The organism is Streptomyces sp. NPDC001700 (assembly GCF_053596435.1).
The window spans coordinates 25,428-45,447 of the sequence record NZ_JBSFGE010000003.1; the positions used below are offsets into that span (position 1 = coordinate 25,428).

General features: G+C 69.8%; 21 protein-coding genes and 1 pseudogene. 7 read left to right on the forward strand and 15 right to left on the reverse strand.

Annotation, left to right across the window (positions count from 1 at the left end):
* Positions 1-17 precede the first annotated feature (17 nt).
* From ACWC5C_RS05775 to ACWC5C_RS05800, 6 genes are all read right to left on the reverse strand, one after another.
* Entirely contained in the window at positions 18-1,049 is a 1,032-nt protein-coding gene (locus ACWC5C_RS05775) for a BMP family lipoprotein (protein ID WP_450874061.1), read from the reverse strand.
* 134 nt (positions 1,050-1,183) lie between these two features.
* Complete coding sequence (locus tag ACWC5C_RS05780; protein WP_450874693.1) at positions 1,184-2,407, reverse strand: amidohydrolase; 1,224 nt, start codon at positions 2,405-2,407, stop codon at positions 1,184-1,186.
* A 225-nt stretch (positions 2,408-2,632) separates the two neighbouring features.
* Positions 2,633-3,739, reverse strand: a complete 1,107-nt coding sequence (locus ACWC5C_RS05785) for a hypothetical protein (protein ID WP_450874694.1) — start codon at positions 3,737-3,739, stop codon at positions 2,633-2,635.
* 160 nt (positions 3,740-3,899) lie between these two features.
* Positions 3,900-4,832 carry an N-acetylneuraminate synthase family protein gene (locus ACWC5C_RS05790; protein ID WP_450874063.1) on the reverse strand — a complete coding sequence of 311 codons (933 nt, stop codon included), beginning with the start codon at positions 4,830-4,832 and terminating at the stop codon, positions 3,900-3,902.
* Positions 4,833-6,032, reverse strand: coding sequence for a cytidylyltransferase domain-containing protein (locus tag ACWC5C_RS05795; RefSeq protein WP_450874065.1), 1,200 nt, complete (start codon positions 6,030-6,032; stop codon positions 4,833-4,835).
* A 35-nt stretch (positions 6,033-6,067) separates the two neighbouring features.
* Positions 6,068-7,444 (reverse strand): DUF6716 putative glycosyltransferase, encoded by a 1,377-nt coding sequence (locus ACWC5C_RS05800; RefSeq protein ID WP_450874067.1) that lies wholly within the window; start codon positions 7,442-7,444, stop codon positions 6,068-6,070.
* A gap of 187 nt (positions 7,445-7,631) precedes the next feature.
* Here ACWC5C_RS05800 and ACWC5C_RS05805 point away from each other — a divergent pair, with 187 nt between their 5' ends.
* From ACWC5C_RS05805 to ACWC5C_RS05820, 4 genes are all read left to right on the forward strand, one after another.
* A complete protein-coding gene (locus ACWC5C_RS05805) occupies positions 7,632-8,612 on the forward strand; it encodes a glycosyltransferase family 2 protein (protein WP_450874069.1) in 981 nt (326 codons plus the stop codon).
* Positions 8,612-10,069, forward strand: coding sequence for a polysialyltransferase family glycosyltransferase (locus ACWC5C_RS05810; RefSeq protein WP_450874071.1), 1,458 nt, complete (start codon positions 8,612-8,614; stop codon positions 10,067-10,069). Before ACWC5C_RS05805 ends, ACWC5C_RS05810 begins: the two co-directional genes overlap by 1 nt.
* Before the next feature lie 107 nt (positions 10,070-10,176).
* Complete coding sequence (locus ACWC5C_RS05815) at positions 10,177-11,361, forward strand: acyltransferase family protein (RefSeq protein ID WP_450874073.1); 1,185 nt, start codon at positions 10,177-10,179, stop codon at positions 11,359-11,361.
* A gap of 42 nt (positions 11,362-11,403) precedes the next feature.
* Positions 11,404-12,057 (forward strand): MOSC domain-containing protein, encoded by a 654-nt coding sequence (locus ACWC5C_RS05820; RefSeq protein WP_450874075.1) that lies wholly within the window; start codon positions 11,404-11,406, stop codon positions 12,055-12,057.
* Positions 12,058-12,081: 24 nt separating this feature from the next.
* Here ACWC5C_RS05820 and ACWC5C_RS05825 read toward each other — a convergent pair whose 3' ends face one another.
* The 5 genes from ACWC5C_RS05825 to ACWC5C_RS05845 form a co-directional block, all read right to left on the reverse strand.
* Entirely contained in the window at positions 12,082-12,222 is a 141-nt protein-coding gene (locus ACWC5C_RS05825) for a hypothetical protein (protein WP_450874077.1), read from the reverse strand.
* Between the two features lie 52 nt (positions 12,223-12,274).
* On the reverse strand, positions 12,275-12,772 hold the full coding sequence (locus ACWC5C_RS05830) for a transmembrane transport protein (RefSeq protein ID WP_450874079.1): 498 nt from the start codon (positions 12,770-12,772) through the stop codon (positions 12,275-12,277).
* On the reverse strand, positions 12,769-13,332 hold the full coding sequence (locus ACWC5C_RS05835) for an RNA polymerase sigma factor (RefSeq protein WP_450874081.1): 564 nt from the start codon (positions 13,330-13,332) through the stop codon (positions 12,769-12,771). Before ACWC5C_RS05835 ends, ACWC5C_RS05830 begins: the two co-directional genes overlap by 4 nt.
* Positions 13,333-13,415: 83 nt before the next feature.
* Positions 13,416-14,063 (reverse strand): DNA alkylation repair protein, encoded by a 648-nt coding sequence (locus ACWC5C_RS05840; protein ID WP_450874695.1) that lies wholly within the window; start codon positions 14,061-14,063, stop codon positions 13,416-13,418.
* A gap of 99 nt (positions 14,064-14,162) precedes the next feature.
* Positions 14,163-14,492, reverse strand: coding sequence for a hypothetical protein (locus ACWC5C_RS05845; protein ID WP_450874083.1), 330 nt, complete (start codon positions 14,490-14,492; stop codon positions 14,163-14,165).
* Between the two features lie 198 nt (positions 14,493-14,690).
* On the opposite strand from ACWC5C_RS05845, the gene ACWC5C_RS05850 reads away from it, so the two are divergent.
* Complete coding sequence (locus ACWC5C_RS05850; RefSeq protein WP_450874085.1) at positions 14,691-15,542, forward strand: helix-turn-helix domain-containing protein; 852 nt, start codon at positions 14,691-14,693, stop codon at positions 15,540-15,542.
* A gap of 13 nt (positions 15,543-15,555) precedes the next feature.
* The gene (locus ACWC5C_RS05855) at positions 15,556-15,756 is read left to right on the forward strand and encodes a DUF397 domain-containing protein (protein ID WP_450874087.1); all 201 of its coding nucleotides are present in this window, start codon (positions 15,556-15,558) and stop codon (positions 15,754-15,756) included.
* Positions 15,757-15,857: 101 nt separating this feature from the next.
* Here the strand turns inward: ACWC5C_RS05855 and ACWC5C_RS05860 are convergent.
* Positions 15,858-16,434, reverse strand: a pseudogene (locus ACWC5C_RS05860) (Scr1 family TA system antitoxin-like transcriptional regulator); the annotation flags it as partial.
* Between the two features lie 25 nt (positions 16,435-16,459).
* The gene (locus tag ACWC5C_RS05865) at positions 16,460-16,987 is read right to left on the reverse strand and encodes a DUF6879 family protein (protein WP_450874089.1); all 528 of its coding nucleotides are present in this window, start codon (positions 16,985-16,987) and stop codon (positions 16,460-16,462) included.
* A 482-nt stretch (positions 16,988-17,469) separates the two neighbouring features.
* Here ACWC5C_RS05865 and ACWC5C_RS05870 point away from each other — a divergent pair, with 482 nt between their 5' ends.
* Complete coding sequence (locus ACWC5C_RS05870) at positions 17,470-17,886, forward strand: nuclear transport factor 2 family protein (RefSeq protein ID WP_450874091.1); 417 nt, start codon at positions 17,470-17,472, stop codon at positions 17,884-17,886.
* Between the two features lie 22 nt (positions 17,887-17,908).
* Here ACWC5C_RS05870 and ACWC5C_RS05875 read toward each other — a convergent pair.
* Both ACWC5C_RS05875 and ACWC5C_RS05880 read right to left on the reverse strand, forming a co-directional pair.
* Positions 17,909-18,753 (reverse strand): IS5 family transposase gene (locus ACWC5C_RS05875; RefSeq protein WP_450874093.1). Its coding sequence is split into 2 segments (ribosomal slippage): positions 17,909-18,411 and positions 18,411-18,753, totalling 846 coding nucleotides; the frame shifts between segments, so codons are not numbered across the junction.
* A 96-nt stretch (positions 18,754-18,849) separates the two neighbouring features.
* Positions 18,850-20,004 carry a helix-turn-helix domain-containing protein gene (locus tag ACWC5C_RS05880; protein WP_450874095.1) on the reverse strand — a complete coding sequence of 385 codons (1,155 nt, stop codon included), beginning with the start codon at positions 20,002-20,004 and terminating at the stop codon, positions 18,850-18,852.
* Between the last annotated feature and the right edge of the window lie 16 nt (positions 20,005-20,020).

The following is a 20,020-nucleotide window of genomic DNA, read 5'->3' on the forward strand; positions in this document are numbered from 1 at the left end:
CAACGACGGGGGACCGGTTACTTGTAGGTGTCCGCGACCTTGATCTTGCCGTCGACGATCTTCTTCTTCGCCGCCTCGATCTTCGGCTTGATGTCGTCGATGAAGCCGCCGGAGTACGAGAGGCCGACGCCGCCGTGCTTGAGGTCGTAGGCCTGCACGCCGTGCTCGGACTTCTTGTCCTTGACGACGCTCTTGATGAAGTCGTAGACCGAGCCGTCCACGTTCTTGACCATGGAGGTCAGTATCGACGCCTTGTACGCGGACAGGCCCTTGTCGTAGTACTGGTCGCCGTCGACGCCGATCGACCAGGTGCCCTTCTTCTTGCCGGTCGCCTCGATGGCGCCAGCGCCGGAGCCGCCGGCCGCGGAGAAGATCACGTCGGTCTTGTTGGAGAGCATGCCCTCGGCGATGTCCTTGCCGCGGTCCGGCATGCCGAAGCCCTTGGGCGAACCGACCTGCACCCACTGGACGTCGAGGGACGCCTTGGGGTTGGTGTCCTTCAGGCCCTGCTGGAAGCCGCCCGCGAACTTCTTGATCAGCGCGCTGTCGGTGCCGCCGATGAACCCGACCTTGTCGGTCTTGGTCTTGAGCCCGGCGGCCACCCCGGCGAGGTACGAGCCCTCGTGCTCGGCGGAGACCAAGCTGGCGACGTTCTTGGCCTCGACGACGGAGTCGACGATCCCGAAGTCCGTGTCGGGGTACTTCTTGGCGGCCTTGGCCAGCGAGGGGGTCCACGCGTAGCCGACGCCGACGACGGGGTTGTAGCCCGCCTCGGCGAGGCTGGAGAGCTTGTCGTAGCGGTCGGCGTCGGTGTCGCCGTCCTTCGCGGTCAGCTCCTTGCCCTTGATCTTGAAGTCCTTCAGGGCGCGGTCGTAGCCCTTGGCGGCGGAGTCGTTGAAGGAGTGGTCGCCGCGGCCGCCGACGTCATAGGCGAGGCCGACGCCGGCGTCCTTGCTTCCCTCTTCGGAGCTGCTGCCACAGGCGGTGACGGTCATGGCGAGAGCCGCGGTGGCGATGCCCGCGACAGCTATCGTGGATACCCGGCGCACGAGGGTCCCCTCTGAATCTCGAAGCGCCTCTCTGCGGCGCTGGCTCCGCCGCATCGTAACGCGCGTAGATCCCAGATAAAGGCCCGCTCCGAAGCCGTTATCGGATCGTCGCGAACCCCTTGTGACAGCTGGGTCTACAGCACGTTGCGATCAAGCAAAGCGGCCGCGGTGAACAGCTCGACGCCCACCTGGATGGCGCCCTCGTCCACGTCGAAATCGCCCACGTGCAGGTCGCGTCGGGTGGTGTCGCCGACCCTGCGCACGCCGAGCCGGGCCATCGCGCCGGGCACCCGCTCCAGGTACCAGGAGAAGTCCTCGCCGCCGAGGCTCTGTTCGGTGTCCTCGACCGCGTACGAACCCCGGCGGGCCACCATCGCGTCGCGCAGCAGCTCGGTGGAGGTCTCCTCGTTGACCACCGGCGGGACCCCGCGGATGTAGTTGATCTCCGACTTGGCGCGGTGGAGGGTGGCGACCTCGTCGATCGCGGCGTGCACCAGGTCCGGGGCGGCGCGCCAGGCGGGCAGGTCCAGGCAGCGGACCGTGGCGGACAGCTCGGCGTGCTGCGGGATGACGTTGCAGGCGTGGCCGGACTCGACCCGGCCCCAGGTGACGGCGAGGCCGGAGCGGGCGTCGACCCGGCGGGCCAGCAGCGCGGGCACCTCGGTGATCACCTTGGCGGTCGCGGTGACCAGGTCGGTGGTGAGGTGGGGGCGGGCGGTGTGGCCGCCGGGCCCGTCGAGGGAGATCTCCAGCCGGTCGCAGGCGGAGGTGATGGGCCCGGTGCGCAGCCCGACCCGGCCGACCTCGACCTTGGGGTCGCAGTGCAGGGCGAGGATCCGGCCCACGCCGTCCAGGGCGCCGCCCTCGATCGCGTCGGCGGCGCCGCCCGGCAGGACCTCCTCGGCGGGCTGGAACAGCAGCCGCACCGGGCGCCGCAGCCGCCCCTCGCGGGCCAGCTCGGCGAGGACCAGACCGGCGCCGAGGACCACGGTGGTGTGGACGTCATGCCCGCAGGCGTGGGCGCGGTCGGCGACGGTGGAGCGGTACGGGACGGTCTTGGTGTCCGGGATCGGCAGGGCGTCGATGTCGCCGCGCAGGGCGAGCGCGGGCGTCACCCCGTCCCAGGGGCCGATGTCACAGATGAGGCCGGTGCCACTGGGCAGGACGCGGGGCTCAAGACCCGCCTTCTCCAGCCGCGCCTTGAGGGCGGCGGTGGTGCGGAACTCGCAGTTGCCCAGCTCGGGGTGCATGTGCAAGTCCCGCCGGAAGGCGATCAGTTCGGCGCGCAGCTCATCAGGGAGCGCGCCGGGCAGTGCCGCGTCGGCGGAGGGTGCGGCATCGGTCTCGTCGAGGGACATCAATTGCTTCACCCAATGAAGCGTAGAACGACCTTGGGGTGGAGCGAATGTCGATCAACAAAACTTCAACCCGTTCGGGGCGGGAAAGTACCCCGGCCGGTGCATGATCTGCCTAGTCAGGGGGTATAAACCTTCGCTTCTCGGCGAGCGTGTGATCGTTTCGTGAGAAGCGCCACATGGGGTACTCCCTGGTCTTACGGCCCCTGGCGTGACGGCCCCCTGCTCTCACGACATGGCGAGCGGGGTGTCGGGGGCCGCGGTGGACGGCACCGTACCGGGCCGCTGGACGTCCCGGGCGGTGTCGGTGACGCCCGACAGGAAGCCCTGGGCGCGCGGGGACGCGTCGCTGGTCAGCCAGGCGGGGTCGACGTCGTACACGGCGACCTTCACCTCGGTGCCCGCGAGCGCGAGCGGCAGGGTGTGCACCACGGTGGACGGGAAGCTCACGATGGTGTGCCCGATGGGGCCCCGGCGCGCTATCAGCTCCAGCGGCAGGTCGGGCCGTACGATCTCCAGCCCCACCTCGTGCGACACCCGGCTGAGCTTCTCGGCGCTCTCCCGGCGGTGGGCGAAGTAGCGGGTGGCCCCGTGGGCCTCGGCCAGCCCCGCGACCGCCTCCAGATAGCGCTCCAGGTCGACCACGCCGGTCTCCACCAGGGAGGTGCCGACCAGGTCGGTGCCACGGGTGAGCCGGGGCGGGCCGAAGCGGGCCCGGGTCCAGGCGAAGTCGTTGGCGGTGATGGTGACCCCGGGGGGCGGTTCGACCGGCATCGAGCTGAACACCTCGACCCGGCGCTTCTGACCCGGGGTGAGCCTGCGGCGCGCGGTGGCGGAGACCGGCGCGAACACCATGTCGCGCGCGCCCCGGCTGTTGCCGCGCCGGTGCCAGCGCACCAGGCGCTCCCCGTTGGCCAGCTGGGAGATGAACTCCATGGTGGCCGTGCCGTCGTCCACCACGACCAGGTCCTTGGCCTTGGTGAGGGTCAGCAGCAGCTGGACGTAGCGGGAGAACGGATCCCCGATCACGACCCGGGAGGCCCGGCGCAGCGGTCCGCGCAGCCCGCCGATGGTCTTCAGCGGGGCCCCCGCCCCGCCCCGCGCGTCCTCCCAGCGCACCGTGACGCCCTCGTCGCGCGCCAGCTCGGCCATCCGGCGCAGCTGGCCACGGGTCATCGGATCGTGCGGGGAGAGCACGACGACGGTGAGCGCGGCGGCGTCCTGCCCCGGGGCGCGCAGCGAGTCGGCGTACGCCCACTCCAGCACGTTGAGGAGCTGCACCGGGCTTTCGACGAAGGCGAGGGTGGTGGCGGACTTCGCGCCGCTCCCGGACATCACACCGTCCACAGTTGCACCGTCCACAGACATCACACCGTCCGAAGACATCACACCGTCCAAGGGCAGGGCCCGGAAGCGGCGGGTGTCCCCCGAGGGAATCCCGCCGCTTCCAGGCGCGGGCCGGTCCGGCCGGCCACAGGCATCACAGAGATGAGCCTCAGACCGAGACGGGCTCGCGGTCGGCGGCCTCGGTCTCGGCGACCACACCGGAGACCCGGCGCAGCTTCTTCATCGGGCCCAGCTCGCTCTCGTAGACCTTCTTGACGCCGTCACCGAGCGACTCCTCGACCACGCGGATGTCACGCACCAGACGGGCGAGACCCTGCGGCTCGACGGAGGCGGCCTGGTCCGAGCCCCACATGGCGCGGTCCAGGGTGATGTGGCGCTCGACGAACGCGGCACCGAGCGCGACGGCGGCCAGCGTGGTCTGCAGACCGGTCTCGTGGCCGGAGTAGCCGATCGGCACGTTGGGGAACTCGGCCTGCAGCGTGTTGATCACGCGCAGGTTCAGCTCCTCGGCCTTGGCCGGGTACGTGGAGGTGGCGTGGCACAGCAGGATGTTCTCGCTGCCCAGCACCTCCACCGCGTGGCGGATCTGCTTCGGGGTGGACATGCCCGTCGACAGGATGATCGTGCGGCCGGTGGCACGCAGGGCACGCAGCAGCTCGTCATCGGTCAGCGACGCGGAGGCCACCTTGTGCGCCGGGACGTCGAACTTCTCCAGGAAGGCGACGGCCTCGGTGTCCCACGGGGAGGCGAACCAGTCGATGCCGCGCTTGGCGCAGTGCTCGGAGATGGCGCGGTACTCGTCCTCGCCGAACTCCACGCGGTGGCGGTAGTCGATGTAGGTCATCCGGCCCCAGGGGGTGTCCCGCTCGATGTCCCACTGGTCACGCGGGGTGCAGATCTCCGGGGTTCGCTTCTGGAACTTGACCGCGTCACAGCCGGCCTCGGCGGCAGCGTCGATCAGCTTGAACGCGTTCTCCAGGTCGCCGTTGTGGTTGATGCCGATCTCACCGGTGACGTAGACCGGGTTGCCGGGGCCGGCGGTCTTCGCGCCGAGGGTGCGGAGGCGAGAGTTGGAGCTCACTTAAGACAGTTCCTTTCCGAGAATCCACGAGGCGATCTCGCGGATCGCGCCGTCTCCTCCGGGGGTGGAGGTGACCGCACGTGCAGCGCCGCGCACGACGTCGTGCGCACCTGCGACCGCCACGGGCCAGCCGACGAGGCCGAAGCACGGGAGGTCGTTGACGTCGTTGCCGACGTAGAGCACGCGCTCTGGCGCGATGCCCTGCTCCTCGCACCACTGCTTCAGTGCGAGATCTTTTCGGTCGATGCCGTGGAGCACGGGGACCTGCAGCTTGCGGCCCCGTGCGGCGACGACCGGGTTCTTTTCCGTGGACAGGATCAGCAGCGCCAGCTCCGCACGGCGCAGAGCGGCGATCCCGAGCCCGTCACCGCGGTGCACGGAGACGAGTTCGCGTCCTTCGGAATCGATCAGCACCCTGTCGTCGGTCTGGGTGCCGTCGAAGTCGAGTACCACCGCGTCGATGTCGTCGCGGGTGGGGAGGGCGCCCGGGCGCTCCGCGTCCAGCAGCGGGGCGAGGGCGCGGGCGCGGGCCAGGTCGTGCGGGTCGTCGACCTCCAGCACCCGGGCGGCGTCGGTGCGCACCAGCTCGGTGCGGCCGAAGAAGCGGTGCCCGGCCTCGCGGAAGCCGCGCGCGTCCATGGCGTAGGCGGCGCCGGTCTCCAGGAAGTCCTGGGGGCGGTCCTGGCGGCGCGGGCGGTACGACTTGTCGTGGTTGACGCCGTCCGCCGCGTCTCCTTGGGTGTCCTCGCCCTCGCGCCACACGAAGCCGTGGAACGGGGCCACCGTCAGCGCGCTGTCCGCGCCCTGCTCGGCGACCGCGCCCGCCACCCCGTCGATGTCCTCGCGGGCGATGAACGGGCTGGTGCACTGCACCAGGAGGACGACGTCCACGGTGGTGCCGTGCGTCGTCTCGTACGCGTCCATCGCGTGGATGACCGCGGCCTCGCTGGTGGCGGTGTCGCCCGCGATGTCGGTGGGCCGCTGGATGACCACGGCGCCCGCGCCGCGCGCCGCGGCGGCGATGCCCGCGTCGTCGGTGGAGACGGCCACGTCGGTCACCAGGCGGGAGGCCCGGCACTCCATGACGGCGCGGGCGACCAGCGGCACACCGCCGACGGCGGCGAGGTTCTTGGCGGGCACGCCCTTCGATCCGCCGCGGGCGGGGATCACGGCGAGCACGCAGGGGCTCGATGCGGGCATGGCGGCTCCTTCAGGGGATTCGGTATTGGCGCTGCTCACAGCTCCCCCATCCGCCGGATGACCGGGGCCACGCGCTGCACGCCATGCCGGTAGGCGCCGCGCGCCGCGTCCCGCATGGTGTTGCGTACGGCCCGCCGCAATCCGCTGACCTCGGCCTCGTCCACGGCGGCGCCCGGTCGGGGGCTGCCGTCCGGCTCGAAGCCGTACCGCTGGAGGATCCGGGGCAGATAGCCGGGCGCGGTGGCCCGGGTGTAGTAGGGGGCGAGCGCCGGGAGGGTTTCGGCTGCGGCCAGGGCGGAGACCTTGTGCCGGGCGGTATCGAAGGCGGTCTCGTACGACCCGTCGGCGGCCACGCCCTGGCGGGCCAGCCACTCCGGGTCGGGCTCGGGCCGGTATCCGGCGTCCAGCTCGTCCCACGAGGCCAGGCAGCCGGAGCCCAGGAAGTGGTGGTTGCCCAGCGGCTCCCGGATGCCGAGATCGGTGAGGATCGCGGTCGGGATGGAGCGGTGCAGGGACTCCAGGGCGGCCGTGGAGCTGATGGTCACCAGCAGATCGGTGGTGTCCAGGACCTCGCCCATGTTCCCGTACGCGAGACGGAAGTTGGGCGGCAGTCCGTCGCCGAACTTGGCGATCAGCTTCTGGTACGGCAGTTCCTCGATGTGCGTGGTGTGCTCGCCCGGCTTGGAGCGCAGCTTGACCACGACCTCGCGGTCCGGGTGGCGGCGCGCGTGGTCGACGGCCCGGCGCAGCAGGTACGTACGGTCGGCGCGGTTGTCCGGCACGGACGGCTGGACGGCGAACACCACCGTGCCGCCGGGGTACTTCCGCGTCTGCCGGGCCTTCTCGTCGTAGCGGGCGCCGCCGAGGAAGGGCAGCGCGCATTCGGTGACGCTGTCCCCGGAGGCGTTGACGCCGGTGTAGACCTCGCGGAACCGGTCCGCGTCATGGCGCGAGTTGGCGAGCACCACATCGGCGCCGTGCCGCAGCAGCAGGCCGTCGGTGAGCTTCTCGTAGACGACGCCCACATAGCCGGTGACGATCACCGGGCGGCGGGTGGCGCCCTCCCAGGCGTGGGCGAGACCGTGCAGCATCGCCTGGACGCCGCCGCCGACCAGCGACAGCACGATCACGTCGTACCGCTCGCGGTCCATGGACCGGATGAACTCGATGCCCGTCACCTCGCGCAGCGAGTCCGTACGCACCCCGACCTCGGCCAGCTGCCGGACGGTCGGCGTGGCGCGGCCGCGCAGCAGGTAGCCGTCCAGGCGTCGGCCTGAACCAGCGGAACCTGCTTCCGTGGAATCCGAGCTGTCGGGGACGAGGCGCTGCGCGGTGAGCGCGCCCCATTTCCACCGGGTGTCGGAGTCGGCGAGCACGGCTACTCGCACGGGGGATTTGATACGTGAGGACACGTCGGAGACGCTAGGAAGGGATTCCGATTGACGGCCCAACGCAGAAGCAACAAAGGGTTAACAGCGCGTCGACGAATGGCGAATCGGCTGGCTGGAGCAGCGGGTTAACCGTTCCGACGTTCTTCGTTCACCTTCACGTACACCTGCGGTCAAGACGAATGCCGCCCGGCGACCTAGCGTCACCCGCGTGGTTAAGCTCTCCGTCATCGTGCCGTTCTACAACGTGCAGACCTATGCCCCTGACACGCTCAGAAGTCTTCGTGCGAACGCGCGTGAGGACTTCGAATTCATTCTCGTCGACGACCATGCGACCGACGGGACTCCGGAGATCCTGGAGCGCGCCGAGCGCGAGCTTCCGGGGGCCGTCTACATCCGTCATGAGCAGAACGGCGGGCTCGCCACCGCGCGCAATACCGGACTGGACGCGGCTACCGGCGAGTACATCACCTTCCTCGACGGCGACGACTGGCTCGCCCCGGGGTATTACGCGCAGCTGGTCGCCGCCATGGAGGACCTGGGGTGCGACTTCGTCCGCACCGACCATGTCCAGTGCACCGGCCGCAAGCGCTCGGTCCACCGGGTGCCGCACGGCCTGCGCGACCAGGTGATGAGCCCGCGCGACGTGATCCTCCCCGCCGACCGCTCCACCTCGGTCGACTACGCCTTCGCCTGGGCGGGCATGTACCACCGCCGCCTCGCCGACGAGGGGCTTCTCCACTTCACCCACGGGCTGCGCACCGCCGAGGACCGGCCCTGGATCTGGCGGCTGCACCGCGAGGCGCGCAGCTTCGCCGTCCTCGGCCTGCACGGCGTCTTCTACCGGCGCGGTGTCTCCTCCTCGCTCACCCAGATCGGCGATGTGCGGCAGCTCGACTTCATCCGCGCGTTCGACCAGGTCATCGACGAAACGGCGCGGGACCGCGACGCGGACACCCTGCTGCCGAAGGCCGTGCGCACCTACTGCGCGATCATTTCCCACCATCTCGGCAACATCGAACGCTTCGAGCCGCAGGTGGCCCGCAAGCTCCGTTCGATGTCGGCGGCTGCGCTCAAGCGCATGCCCCAGGACGTACTGAAGGACGCGCTGGATTCCATGGACTACGAGCGTGCCGCGCGCCTGCGGCGAGTGAAGCGCCGCGGCGCGGCCGGTGCGGAGGTGGCGGCCTGATGTCCGCGAACCTGACACCCCTGACGCCTTTGACGTACACGCCGCGCGGCGAGCGCAAGCGCACCCAGATCTTCATGGCCTCCACCCTGTACGGGGCGGCCACCCTCGCCGCGGCGATCGACGCGGGCAGCGTCGGCCCGGCCGACCGCCGTCTGCTGCTGGTCAGCAACAACGCGGCGACGCCGGAGACCACGCCCGCCGTCGACGACATGCCGGGCTTCGAGCGGCTGCGGCCGCGCTTCGACCGGGTGCTGTCCTGGAACGAGACGATCAGCCCCTTCCACCCCGGCGGCTGGGGCCCGCGCCAGGACGACGCCCCGCTGTGGGAGCGCCATCTGCGGCTGCTGTGGAACCTGGGCGACGACGACATCGAGCTGGTCCTGGAGTCCATCCAGGTCAACCCGGCGATGGCGATCGCCCAGGTGTTCCAGGGCGCCCCCATCGACGTCTACGCGGACGGGCTGATGAGCTACGGCCCGACCCGTAACAAGCTCCACCCGCTGGTCGGCACGCGCATCCGGCGTCTGCTCCACCTCGACCTCGTACCGGGGCTGAAGCCGCTGCTGCTCACCGAGTTCGGGGTACCGGCCGAGGTGCTGCCGACCGAGACGTTCACCAAGGTGCTCGCCGAGATCGGCGAGGCCGCGCCGCGCTCCGTCGCCTCCGCGACCGAACGGGTCGCCACCGGCGCCGGGCCCGCCCTGATGCTGGGCCAGTACCTCTCCGCGCTCGACATCCTCACTCCGGAGGAGGAGGAAGAGCTGCATGTGCGGATGCTGCGGGGCGCGGTCGCGCTCGGCCACCGCACCGTCGTCTTCAAGCCGCACCCGACCGCCCCGGCGCGCTGGTCGCGGATGCTGGAGAAGAAGGCCGCCGAGCTGGGCGCGGAGCTGACCGTCATGGACACCCCGGTCCTCGCCGAGGTGCTCTACCAGCGGATGGAACCGGCCCTGGTCATCGGCTGCTTCTCCACCGCGCTGCTCACCGCGAGCGTCTTCTACGGACTTCCGGTGGCCCGGATCGGCACCGATACGCTGCTGGAGCGGCTCACCCCGTACCAGAACAGCAACCGGGTGCCGGTCACCATCGTGGACGCGCTGCTGCCGGACCTGGAGGACCACAAGGCGCTGGCCGCCGGTGCGGTTTCCGGTGCGGTTTCCGGTGCGGTGGACGAGCGGTCCGGCCAGAAGCTCACCGGTCTGGTCGCCGCCGTGGGCTTCTGCATGCAGGCGAAGATCTACCCCGAGCTGCGGCCCGCCGCGGAGCGGTATCTCGCCGCCCATCTGAACGCCCACACCTGGCGCTACTTCAAGCGCCGCCGCCTGACCGCGCTCGCCCTGCCCGGGGCGGTCCCGTCGCAGCTCGGCTTCATCCCGCGCAACGAGACGGTACGGCGGGTCGCCCGCCGCGCCCGGGCCCTGAAGAAGGCGGCGCTGAAGAAGGCCGCGACAGGCTGACGCGCCGCCTGTACACCGTCCCCTGACTGCTGACTGAGAAGGAGCAACGGCGTGACCGCCGACCACGGGGCAAGCCACATACGTCACGGCGCCTCGGGGGTGGCGTCATGAGCGCGGGCGCGCCGCCCGAGGCCGAAGCGGGCCGGATGTCGGCTGCGGCGTCCCTTACCGTCCCGTCGCAGCGCGAGCCGGGCCAGGGCCCTGGCCAGCCGTCCCCGGGGCGCAAGGGGCAGCCGGTCCGGCTGCGCGCCCTGGACGGGCTGCGGCTGCTGGCCGCGCTCATGGTCGCCGCGTACCACTACGGCGGCCGCGACGGGGAGATCGCCGAGGCGTGGGGCGCGTCCCCGCGCGAGATCTTCCCCACCGCCTCGCCGTACTTCTCGTACGGCTGCCTGGGCGTCCAGATCTTCTTCATCATCAGCGGCTTCGTCATCTGCATGAGCGGCTGGGGACGCCCGCTGCGCTCCTTCTTCGCCTCCCGCGTCTCCCGGCTCTTCCCTGCCTACTGGGCGGCGATCCTGCTGGTCAGCGCCGTCTTCGCGCTCCCCTGGGTGGCGTTCCAGACGGTCTCGCCGAGCGACACCCTGCTCAACCTCACGATGCTCCAGCAACCGCTGGGCGCGGACCGGGTGCTGGGCGTGTGCTGGACGCTGTGGGCGGAGCTGCGCTTCTACGCCCTCTTCGCGCTGTTCGTCGTCCTGCCGGGCGCGACCCGTCAGCGCGTCGTCCTGTTCTGCGCGGTGTGGACCCTGGGCGCGGCGATCACCGACGCGGCGGACCAGCCGATGCTGGATCTGATCCTGATGCCGAACTACGCCCCGTTCTTCATCGGCGGCATCGGCCTCTACCTGATCCACCGCTACGGCCACGACGCCACGGCCTGGGGCATCGTCGCCCTCAACTTCCTCATCGGCCAGCACTACGCGGTCGCCGAGCTGTGGCACCGCCCGAACCCGGACTTCTTCTCCTACCGGTCCACGTTCGGCATCGTCGCGATCGTCGCCTTCGGTTTCGTCGCGGTCGCCCTGGTCGCGCTCGGCAAGCTCAACTGGGCCAACTGGCGCTGGCTGACGGTCGCGGGCGCGCTGACGTACCCGTTCTACCTGGTCCACGAGCACCTGGGCTGGGTCGTCGTCCAGTATCTGCACCGGTCTCTGGGCATCCCCGCGTACGGGACGTTCCCGCTGACCGTGCTGCTGATGCTGACGCTGGCGTGGGTGCTCTACCGCTTCGTAGAGCAGCGCCTCACGCCCGTGCTGAAACGGTCCCTCTCAGCGCCTCGGACGCGCTGAAAACACGTAGCCCCGGAGCGCCGCAGACCGTACCGTCCCCCTATGCAGCTGCTTTCCGTAAACGTCGGCAAGCCGAGACCCAACCCGTGGAAGGGCCTCGGCGCGACGGGCATCGACAAACGCCCCGTCGACGGCCCGGTCACCGTCACCGCCCCCGGCCCCAAGGGCACGGGGGCGGTCGGTCTCGACGGCGACCGGGCGTACGACGTCAAGCACCACGGCGGCTCCGACCAGGCCGTCTACGCCTACGCCCGCGAGGATCTGGATGGCTGGGAGACCGAGTTCAACCGGCCGCTGCACAACGGCGTCTTCGGCGAGAACCTCACCACCACCGGCCTGGACGTCAACGCCGCCCTGATCGGCGAGCGCTGGCACATCGGGCCGGATGTGGTGCTGGAAGTCTCCTGCCCCCGCATCCCCTGCGCGACCTTCCAGGGCTGGCTGGAGCGCGACGGCTGGATCAAACGCTTCACCGAAGCCGCGCTGCCGGGCGCCTACCTCCGTGTCCTCACCCCCGGCGCCATCCGCACCGGCGACCGGGTCGAGATCGGCCACCGCCCGGACCACGACGTGACCATAGCCCTCGCCTTCCGCGCCCTGACCCGCGAAGCCGCCCTCCTCCCGGAGCTGCTGGCGGCGGCGGACGCGCTGCCGGAGGAGATCACGACCCTGGTGCACAGGCGCGCGACCGCATAGGTGAGCGTGGGCCCGCTCGAAGGCTCAGGTCGTCAGGAGCAAGCCGATCCCGATCAGCAGCGCCGTGCACGCCAGCACGGTGACCAGGACGATGGTGCGCTTGCTCGCGGCGCGCAGGCGTAGAGCGAGGGCCAGCGGACCGACCGGGGTGGGCTTGTTGTTCACTGCGGTTCTCCTTGACGATCCGGATGAAGCCGGGCGGATGCGTTTCGGGGGTTCAGGAGGCTTCGTGTCGCAGAGCGTCCCGTAGGCGCAGCAGTTCGCGACGGCGGGACCGCGCCCGGGCCAGGACGAGCCCTGCCACGCCGACGAGGGCGACACCGGCCAGGGCAGTGGCCAGTGCCTCGGCCGGGGCGGCGCGTGCCGCGGCCAGTGCCGTCCCGGCCACGCCGGTCACCACCGTGACCACGAGCGCGAGCCGGGCTCCGAGCACCCGGTCCCGGGCGTACAGCGGTCGGCGCCTGCTCAGCACCCAGCCCGCGAAGGCGGCCCAGGCCAGCCCGATGGCGATCAGCCCGGCGAAGGCGGCCTGGGTGCGCGCGGGAAGCGGATGCGGCTCGGTGGCCCACAGCACCGCGATCAATGCCGCCGCGCAGCCTCCCGCCAGTCCCACGGCCACGTGCCGCATGCGGGAGCCCAGCGAGACTTCCGCGGCCAGCGCGCGGGCGAGTTCCTCGGGCACGTCCCGCTGGGCCGCGGGGTTCTGCTCGCTCATGCCTCGTATCCCCTCTCGGCAAGGACGCTCCGCAACATGCGGCGCGCGCGATGCAGCCTGCTCTTGACCGTGCCGGGCGGTACGCCGAGCACCTCCGCGCAGGCGGCCAGAGACAGATCCTGCAGGTGGAACAGGATCAGCACTTCACGCTCCAGGGGCGGCAGCCCGTTCAGGCCGGCCTCTACCTGCATCGTGGTCAGCACACCGCTGAGCGAGTCGTCGTCATCGACGACGGCGCCCGCCTCCTCCACAGACGTCTCCGACACGGACGTCTCCGACACCCGGTACGCCTGCCGCAGGTGGTCGGCGACCGCGCGCCGGGCGATGGTGAACAGCCACGGGGCGAACCGCTCCGGCTGCCGCAGCCTCGGTAGCCCGCGCACCACGGCGACCCACGCCTCCTGGGCGAGGTCGTCCGCGAGGTGCGGCGAGCCGACCATGCCCCGTACGTAACGCCACAACGGGGCGTGCCAGAGACCCACCAGCTCGCGGAACGCTTCTCGCTCCCCGAGCTGGCAGCGCACCACCAGCAGCCCGTCGCGTCGTCCGTCGTCGCTCACCGCACCTCCCTGTCTCGCGCCACGCGTCACCGAGACAGTCGGCAGGGGAGGCAGAAAGGTTCACAGGCCCGCTGCCGGACAGGTCAGCTCTTGTCTTCCTGCCGACGCACCATCTCACCGATCCAGATCGGCGCGAACGGGGACGTACAGCCCGGCGACGTCGGATAGTCCTTGAGTACTTCCAGGCGCTCACCGATGCCGAGCGCGCGGGCGCGGTGCTGGGGGTGCTCGATCCCGATCTGCGCCAGGCAGTGGTTCATCGCCCACTGCAGGCGGTCCGGGGCGTCTTTCATCTCCGCCTCGATGGTGTCGAGCAGTCCCGCGAGGTCGAGCCCGTCGGGCTTCTTCGCCACCCGTTCCGTGGTGAGCGCCCAGCCCGCACTGGCGACCACGGGATCCGGATCGGCGAACCAGGCCAACCGCAGCGCTTCCGCGTGCGCGCTCTTCTTCACCACGTAATTCACGAGCCAGTCGTGCACCTTGGGCGTGCGCGCCCCGCGCAGCATGCCGTCCAGCTCGTCCCGCTCGAACGCCTTCGGGCGGCAGATCAGGAGCGCCAGCAGCCGCGCCGCGCTGTCGCCCGTCTCCCAGAGCTGCCGCGCCAGCTCCTGCCGCGTCTTCAGCCGCTTCGCGAGCGCGCGCAGCTTGGTGAGGTTCACCCCGTGATCGTCACCGTGCTTCTCGTTCACCGCGCGGATCTTCGGATCCTCAAGCGCGGCCAGCTCGGCCATCACCTCGGTCAGCGTCGTCTCGGCCACCGTGTTTCTCCGTCCCTCAGGCGCACGTCTCAGCCTACGGCTGAAGGAACGGATCAGCTCAGCAGCCGCAGGTCAGGCCGCCAAGCCGGGGTCGAGCGAGGCCGCCGTCGACGGCGCGAGCCACACCAGCTGCGCGGTGACCGCGCCCCGCGAGAACCACGCCTCCACCCGCTCCGGCGAGGCAAGCACCAACCGCTGCCCGGGCCCGACCACTTCGGTACGCCCGTCGCCGTAGTCCATGCCCCACGCCGCGATCTCCACGTCCACCTCGTCGGTGTCCTCGCACGGGTGGATGCGCGCCACGGCGAAGAGGCGCGGCGCGGTGGCGAGGGCGAGAGCGCGGAGTTCTTTGCCGAGGTCAAACGACCCGGGGCCGGGCTGCTCGGGGGATACGGTGACCATGCGTGTCTCCTTGCCGGGAGGTGGAGTTGGGTCAAAGGAAGACCGAGTCTGGGCAGTTGCGGAGGCCGCCGCACGGAGTGGCCTGGCTCACAGGGTAGAGCGCAAGGTTGAATTACTTCTACGGAATGTCGAGAGGTATCTAACCTTTCCCTCGTTCCAGTGACACCCAACAGCGCCAGTTCGAACACGGAGAACCGCATGCCGCCGAGAGCAACTCCGACCGCACGTCAGCTTCGCCTTGGCGCCGAGCTGCGCAAGCTGCGCGAGCGCGCGGGTCTGAACACCCGGGAAGCCGCTGAGCTGATCGGAGCCAAGCAAGCCCGCGTCAGCAACATCGAGACCGGCCGCTTCGGCCTCAGTGAGCGCAGCATCCGCACCCTGGCCGGGAACTACGCGTGCGGCGACGAGGACCTCATCACCGCTCTCATCGCCATGACCGGCAAGCAGCAGCGCGGCTGGTGGGAGGAATACCGGGACCTGCTGCCCCTGGGGCAGCTCGACCTGGCCGAGCTCGAACACCACGCAGCCTCCATCACGCTGGCCACCGTGCTCCACATCCCCGGCCTGCTCCAGACCGTCGACCACGCCCGCGCGATCTTCGCCGAAGGCGTCCCCGCCCTCCCGCCACCCGACATCGAGGACCGCGTGTCCTACCGCATCAAGCGGCAGCGCATCCTCTACGGCGACGAGCCCACCCCCTGCAAAGCGGTGATCCACGAGGCCGCTCTGCGCATGCCATTCGGTGGACCGCAGACGGCCCGGGCCCAGCTTCAGCACGTGATCGACATGAGCGAGCGGGAACACGTCACCGTCCAGGTGATCCCCTTCCGCAACGGCACGTTCGCCGGGTCCGGCCAGTCCATCAACTACTTCTCCGGCCCTGTGCCCCAGCTCGACACGGTCCTGCTGGAACAGGCACACGGCTCGCTCTTCCTCGACGCGGAGGCGCAGTTGGAGAAGTATCGGCTGGTGATCGGCAAGATGGAGGCCATCGCCCTCGCCCAGGACGAGTCCCGCGACTTCATCTACGGCCTCATCCGGGAACTGTGACAAGGAGCAGCACATGAACGTGTCCCCGTGGCGTCAGTCTTCGTACTGCCAGGAGTCGGCCTCCTGCGTAAACGTCGCGGCGGGGGAACGCGGCACCATCATCCTCCGCGAGAGCGAACAGCCCGAAGCCATACTCTCGACCACCCGGGCACCCCTGAGAGCCTTCATACGCGCCGCCAAGGTGGGTCAGTTCGATCACGTCGCCGACGCCTGATGCAGGAGTCACGGACGTCCGCTGGTTCGTAGGCCGCCACGAGGGGCCCGTCTTGGCTCTGGGCCAGGCGGGGGGCTTTTGTCGCGCCCGAGGTCAGTACAGGCCTCGATCGCCTTCAGTATCAACGCCCGCGCCTCCGCCCCGTACACGGCCATGCCACGCAACTGCTCGAACACCCGCAGGTACAGGGCGACCTCGGAAGGCTGGGAAATGTTGACCTCCGCCGAAACGAACTCCACCGACACGAGGGCGTCGTCATACACGTGGAACGTCTCGACCGGCCACTGCCGCCGCTCACGTGTGGCCATGGGGATGATGCCCAGCGACACCTGGGGCAGTGCACCGGCGGTGAGCAGATAGCCAAGCTGTGCCGCCATCGCGTCCCCGTCGCCCAACTGGGCGTACAGGACTGCCTCCTCTATGAGCATCACGAACCGATGGCCTCGCTCATGAGATCTTCCGCCTGATCGCTTGCCGCGCAGGCGTTGGTCCACGCGCGGATGTCCTTGGCGGAGGGCCGGTCTGGGCGTTCTCGATGCGGGAGGTCTTGGAGTGGTGCCAGTCGCACCGGTTGGCCAGCTCGACGACCGTCAGCCCGGCGCTCTTGCGGAGGTCGCGAAGCCTCCGCGCGACGACTGCGCGTGCGGCTTGGGCGGACGAGGACGGGGAGATGGGCATGAGCTGGCCTGTCCGGTGCGCGCTGTCAGTGGATGTCGTACTGGTCGTGCGGAGTGGCGCGTGTCCACACCGTGTCGAATGCTTCGGCACACAGCTTGGCTGCGGTCGGGTCGTCGGTGATCTCCTCGCCGGTCCACGATCCGTCACCGGCGAAATGATTCCAGTGGATCCACTGGCCGTCGAACAGCCAGAAGTCGTTGCCCGGCAACCCGATGCCGGAGGCCCGTCGGCGAGGCAGCCACCGCACATGTTCGCCAGCCGCGACGTTCGTGAACGTGCCGTCGTACAGGAAACGGGTGTACTCGCTGACCGGCTCGGACACGATTCGGGCCCGGCGCACCACGATGCCGCGGCTCACGGTCTCCTGGATCAAGTCGAGCCACGGACGCCACCAGGACGCACGGTCCGCCGGGTCGTGGCGGAAACCGTTCCTCCATGCGGCGAACGGGCCCTCTTCGTAGTCGACGGCGTAAGCGTCGCGCATCTCCAGGTGCACGGCAGAGCGCGTGCAGTTGGCGATCAGCTCATCGAATGTCGGTGCGCTCGACGGCATCACAAGCCTCCCTGATCATGTGCACCATCCTGGCGGGGATACGGATCACGGCCTCGTTCTCCGGGATGCCCTTGGCGTGGCCCGGCGCCTCGAACGCGACGCATGAAAGACGGCCCCCGACGCCCCCTGCACCCCGAATTCAGATCCATCAAAGTTCTCCCCCTGGAACTGGCCCACTGGCTCCTCAAACCGCCCTCCTTTATCCAGGGCACATGGACCGACCCGCAACAGGCAGCGGAATGGTTCGGCGGCCAAGCACGGGCCTCCGCAGCCTCGTTCACGTCGGAACACGAACGCGCCCGCCTCGCCGACGCGGCCAGCCGGGCCGCCGGGCCCGCTAGGCGGTTTCGTTTGGATCACTGGTCAGTTCATGGCTGGGGAGCCTTGACACGGGCTGGGAGCCGTGTACACCGTCCCCCCGGCTCGTCCGAGCCAGCCAGGGCCAGGGCCCACGGCGCCGCTTCTTCACGTGAGGTTGTCCCATGAGTCATCTCGCCGATCGTGCCGCCATCCACGATCTCAACACTCGTTACGCGGTTGCTTTCGACGGCTTCCGGCTGAATGAGTCCTCCGGCTGCTGGGCCGAGGATGGAGTCCTCGACGAACGCGAGACCGGCTTCGGCCTGTTCCAAGGGCGCGAGGCGATACGCGACTTCTTCCGCGACTCACTCTTCGCCCATGCCCGGTACGTCATCCACGTCATGTTCAACCACCTGGTGACGGACATCGAGGGCAACCGCGCGGCGGGGAGTGTCTTCTGTCTCGTGGAAGTGGTGAAGAACGACGGCGGCTACGTTCGCTCCCACGTCAAGTACGAGGACGAATACGTTCGCGTGGACGGACAGTGGAAGTTTGGCAGCCGCGTCATCAAGCCGTCCTTCCCGGGCGCCCCGTCATGAGCCCTGGGAAGTTTCATTTGGATCACCTTGCGGACCAGAGGAAGATGCCTGCGATGTGGAGTCCGGCCAGGTATATGGTCGCGGTCTTCTCATAGCGGGTGGCGAGACCGCGCCACTGCTTCAAGCGGTTGATACACCGTTCGACGGTGTTGCGCTGCTTGTATGCCTCGTGGTCGAAGGCGGGTGGCCTGCCCCCTCGGCTGCCGCGCCGCAGCCGGTGGCCTTGCTGGTCCGCCGGGACAGGGATCACCGCCCGGATCCCGCGCTTGTTCAGGTGCTGGCGGATAGCGCGTGAGGAGTATGCCTTGTCTGCCAGGACGACTTCCGGCCTGGTCCGAGGACGTCCGCGGGGCCGGGGGACGCGCAATCGCGTTATCACTTCGGTGAAGGCCGGAGCGTCCCCGGCCTGTCCAGCGGTGAGGACGAAAGCCAGGGGACGGCAGTTGCCGTCGGCAGCCAGGTGGATCTTTGTGGTCAGTCTGCCACGGGACCGGCCGATGGCGTGGTCAGTCGGCTCGCCGGCCGGAGCCCCTTTTTGCGAGCCCCGGCCGCGTGCTGGTGAGCGCGCACGATCGTGGAGTCCACGGAGACCGCCCAGTTGAGGTCTTCGTCCGCGTCGGCCTGGGCCGTCAACGCGGTAAACACCCGCTCCCAGGTGCCGTCGATGGCCCACATCCGCAGCCTGTTGTAGACACCCCGCCAGTTGCCGTACTTCTCTGGCAGGTGGACCCACTGCGTGCCGGTCTGGAACTTGAAGGCGATCGCGTCGATCACCTCACGGTGATCGCGCCAGCGGCCACCCCGCTTCGGCGTCCAGTCCGGGAGCAACGGTTCGATCCGCGCCCACTGCGCGTCAGTCAGCGGCATACCCGGACCAACGACTGGCTGATCCAAACGAAACTGCCTAGCCGATTGCCGCCGGTCAGCCGTACATCTGGAAACGCGCGGTGCCTATGTCAGCCTTCAGGCCGCCATGTCCTGCCGCAGCCGTCGCAGGCCCTGCTCGGCTTGCTCACGGATCGCGGGCAGGGCGTGGCGGGTGGCGCGGATGACGCGTTGCAGTTGGTGGGGGAGGCGGTGCGCGGTGGCGTCGGTGACCGCAGCCGAAAGACGCTCGTCGGCGCCGCTGTGGTCGCCGCGTCGCAGGAGCACGTTGCCTGCGGTGATGTGCTCGATCACGCGCCACGGCGGCGTGATGACGTAGGTCTGCGGTGGCTGCTCGTTGAGGAGCCGTACCGCACCAGCAACGCGCCCCGTGGCCAGCAGGCCGCGCAAGCGGATCTCGTGCAGCGTGAAGGGATTGACCAGCGAGGTGGGCGTGATGCGTTCGATCAGGCGGTGAATTCTGCGCACCGCGTCGTCGAAGAGCGAGGTGTCGCCGAGTTCACCGGCCGCGCGGGCGAGCAGTGCCAGGGCGGCAGCCCGCTCATCGTCATCCGGCGCGACGGCGACCGCGTGACGAAGGCGGTCCACCGCAGCACCGACGAGACCGGACTTCCGGAGTTCATTGCCGTGTGTGCGCAGAGCGTATGCAGTCATTGCCGGATCGCCCAAGTGCTGGGCTACGGCCAACCCCTGGCCGGTCCAGCGGGCGGCGGTGGGCAGCCGCTCCTCGGGAAGGACATGGCCCAGCGCGACGCCGAGGCCGACGCGTGCGCGGGCCAGCAGGGTGAGAGCGTCGCGCTCGGTGTGGCCGTCTGTGACGCGGGCTTCCAGCCGTGCGGCCAGCGGCCACAGCTCGGCCACGGCTTCGGTGGCGTGCCCGGCCCGGCACACGATCTCGGCCAGGCGCAAGGTGGAATCGCCGAACTGCACCATCGCTACATGGTCGGCGTCGGCGTAGTCCGTCACACCGAGCACATGGGCCGGTAGGCGCAGCGTGGCCGCGATGCGGCGGCGAGAGGGAACGTCATCGATGGTGCGCCGCCCGTTCTCGACCATGGAGATGTACGTCTTGTCGTAGCCGAGCAGGTTTCCCAGCGCGGTTTGAGACAAACCGTGAATCTGGCGGTGGAACCGCAGAAGAGCGCCGAGATCACCACCGGCCAGAACCGATTCGGCCTGCGGAGTCGCCCAGTGCCATTGGGCGTGGGGCAACAGGGCGCGCGGCCGGGGCAAGCGGTCTCCCTGCCCT

Bases quoted from the DNA above. Each gene is read 5' to 3' on its own strand.
- ACWC5C_RS05870 (WP_450874091.1), top strand. From the start codon at position 17,470: ATGAGTCATCTCGCCGATCGTGCCGCCATCCACGATCTCAACACTCGT.
- ACWC5C_RS05845 (WP_450874083.1), bottom strand. From the start codon at position 14,492: ATGGTCACCGTATCCCCCGAGCAGCCCGGCCCCGGGTCGTTTGACCTC.
- ACWC5C_RS05810 (WP_450874071.1), top strand. From the start codon at position 8,612: ATGTCCGCGAACCTGACACCCCTGACGCCTTTGACGTACACGCCGCGC.
- ACWC5C_RS05850 (WP_450874085.1), top strand. From the start codon at position 14,691: ATGCCGCCGAGAGCAACTCCGACCGCACGTCAGCTTCGCCTTGGCGCC.
- ACWC5C_RS05865 (WP_450874089.1), bottom strand. From the start codon at position 16,987: ATGCCGTCGAGCGCACCGACATTCGATGAGCTGATCGCCAACTGCACG.
- ACWC5C_RS05815 (WP_450874073.1), top strand. From the start codon at position 10,177: ATGAGCGCGGGCGCGCCGCCCGAGGCCGAAGCGGGCCGGATGTCGGCT.
- ACWC5C_RS05830 (WP_450874079.1), bottom strand. From the start codon at position 12,772: ATGAGCGAGCAGAACCCCGCGGCCCAGCGGGACGTGCCCGAGGAACTC.
- ACWC5C_RS05855 (WP_450874087.1), top strand. From the start codon at position 15,556: ATGAACGTGTCCCCGTGGCGTCAGTCTTCGTACTGCCAGGAGTCGGCC.
- ACWC5C_RS05795 (WP_450874065.1), bottom strand. From the start codon at position 6,032: ATGCCCGCATCGAGCCCCTGCGTGCTCGCCGTGATCCCCGCCCGCGGC.
- ACWC5C_RS05785 (WP_450874694.1), bottom strand. From the start codon at position 3,739: ATGTCCGGGAGCGGCGCGAAGTCCGCCACCACCCTCGCCTTCGTCGAA.
- ACWC5C_RS05840 (WP_450874695.1), bottom strand. From the start codon at position 14,063: ATGGCCGAGCTGGCCGCGCTTGAGGATCCGAAGATCCGCGCGGTGAAC.
- ACWC5C_RS05820 (WP_450874075.1), top strand. From the start codon at position 11,404: ATGCAGCTGCTTTCCGTAAACGTCGGCAAGCCGAGACCCAACCCGTGG.
- ACWC5C_RS05780 (WP_450874693.1), bottom strand. From the start codon at position 2,407: ATGTCCCTCGACGAGACCGATGCCGCACCCTCCGCCGACGCGGCACTG.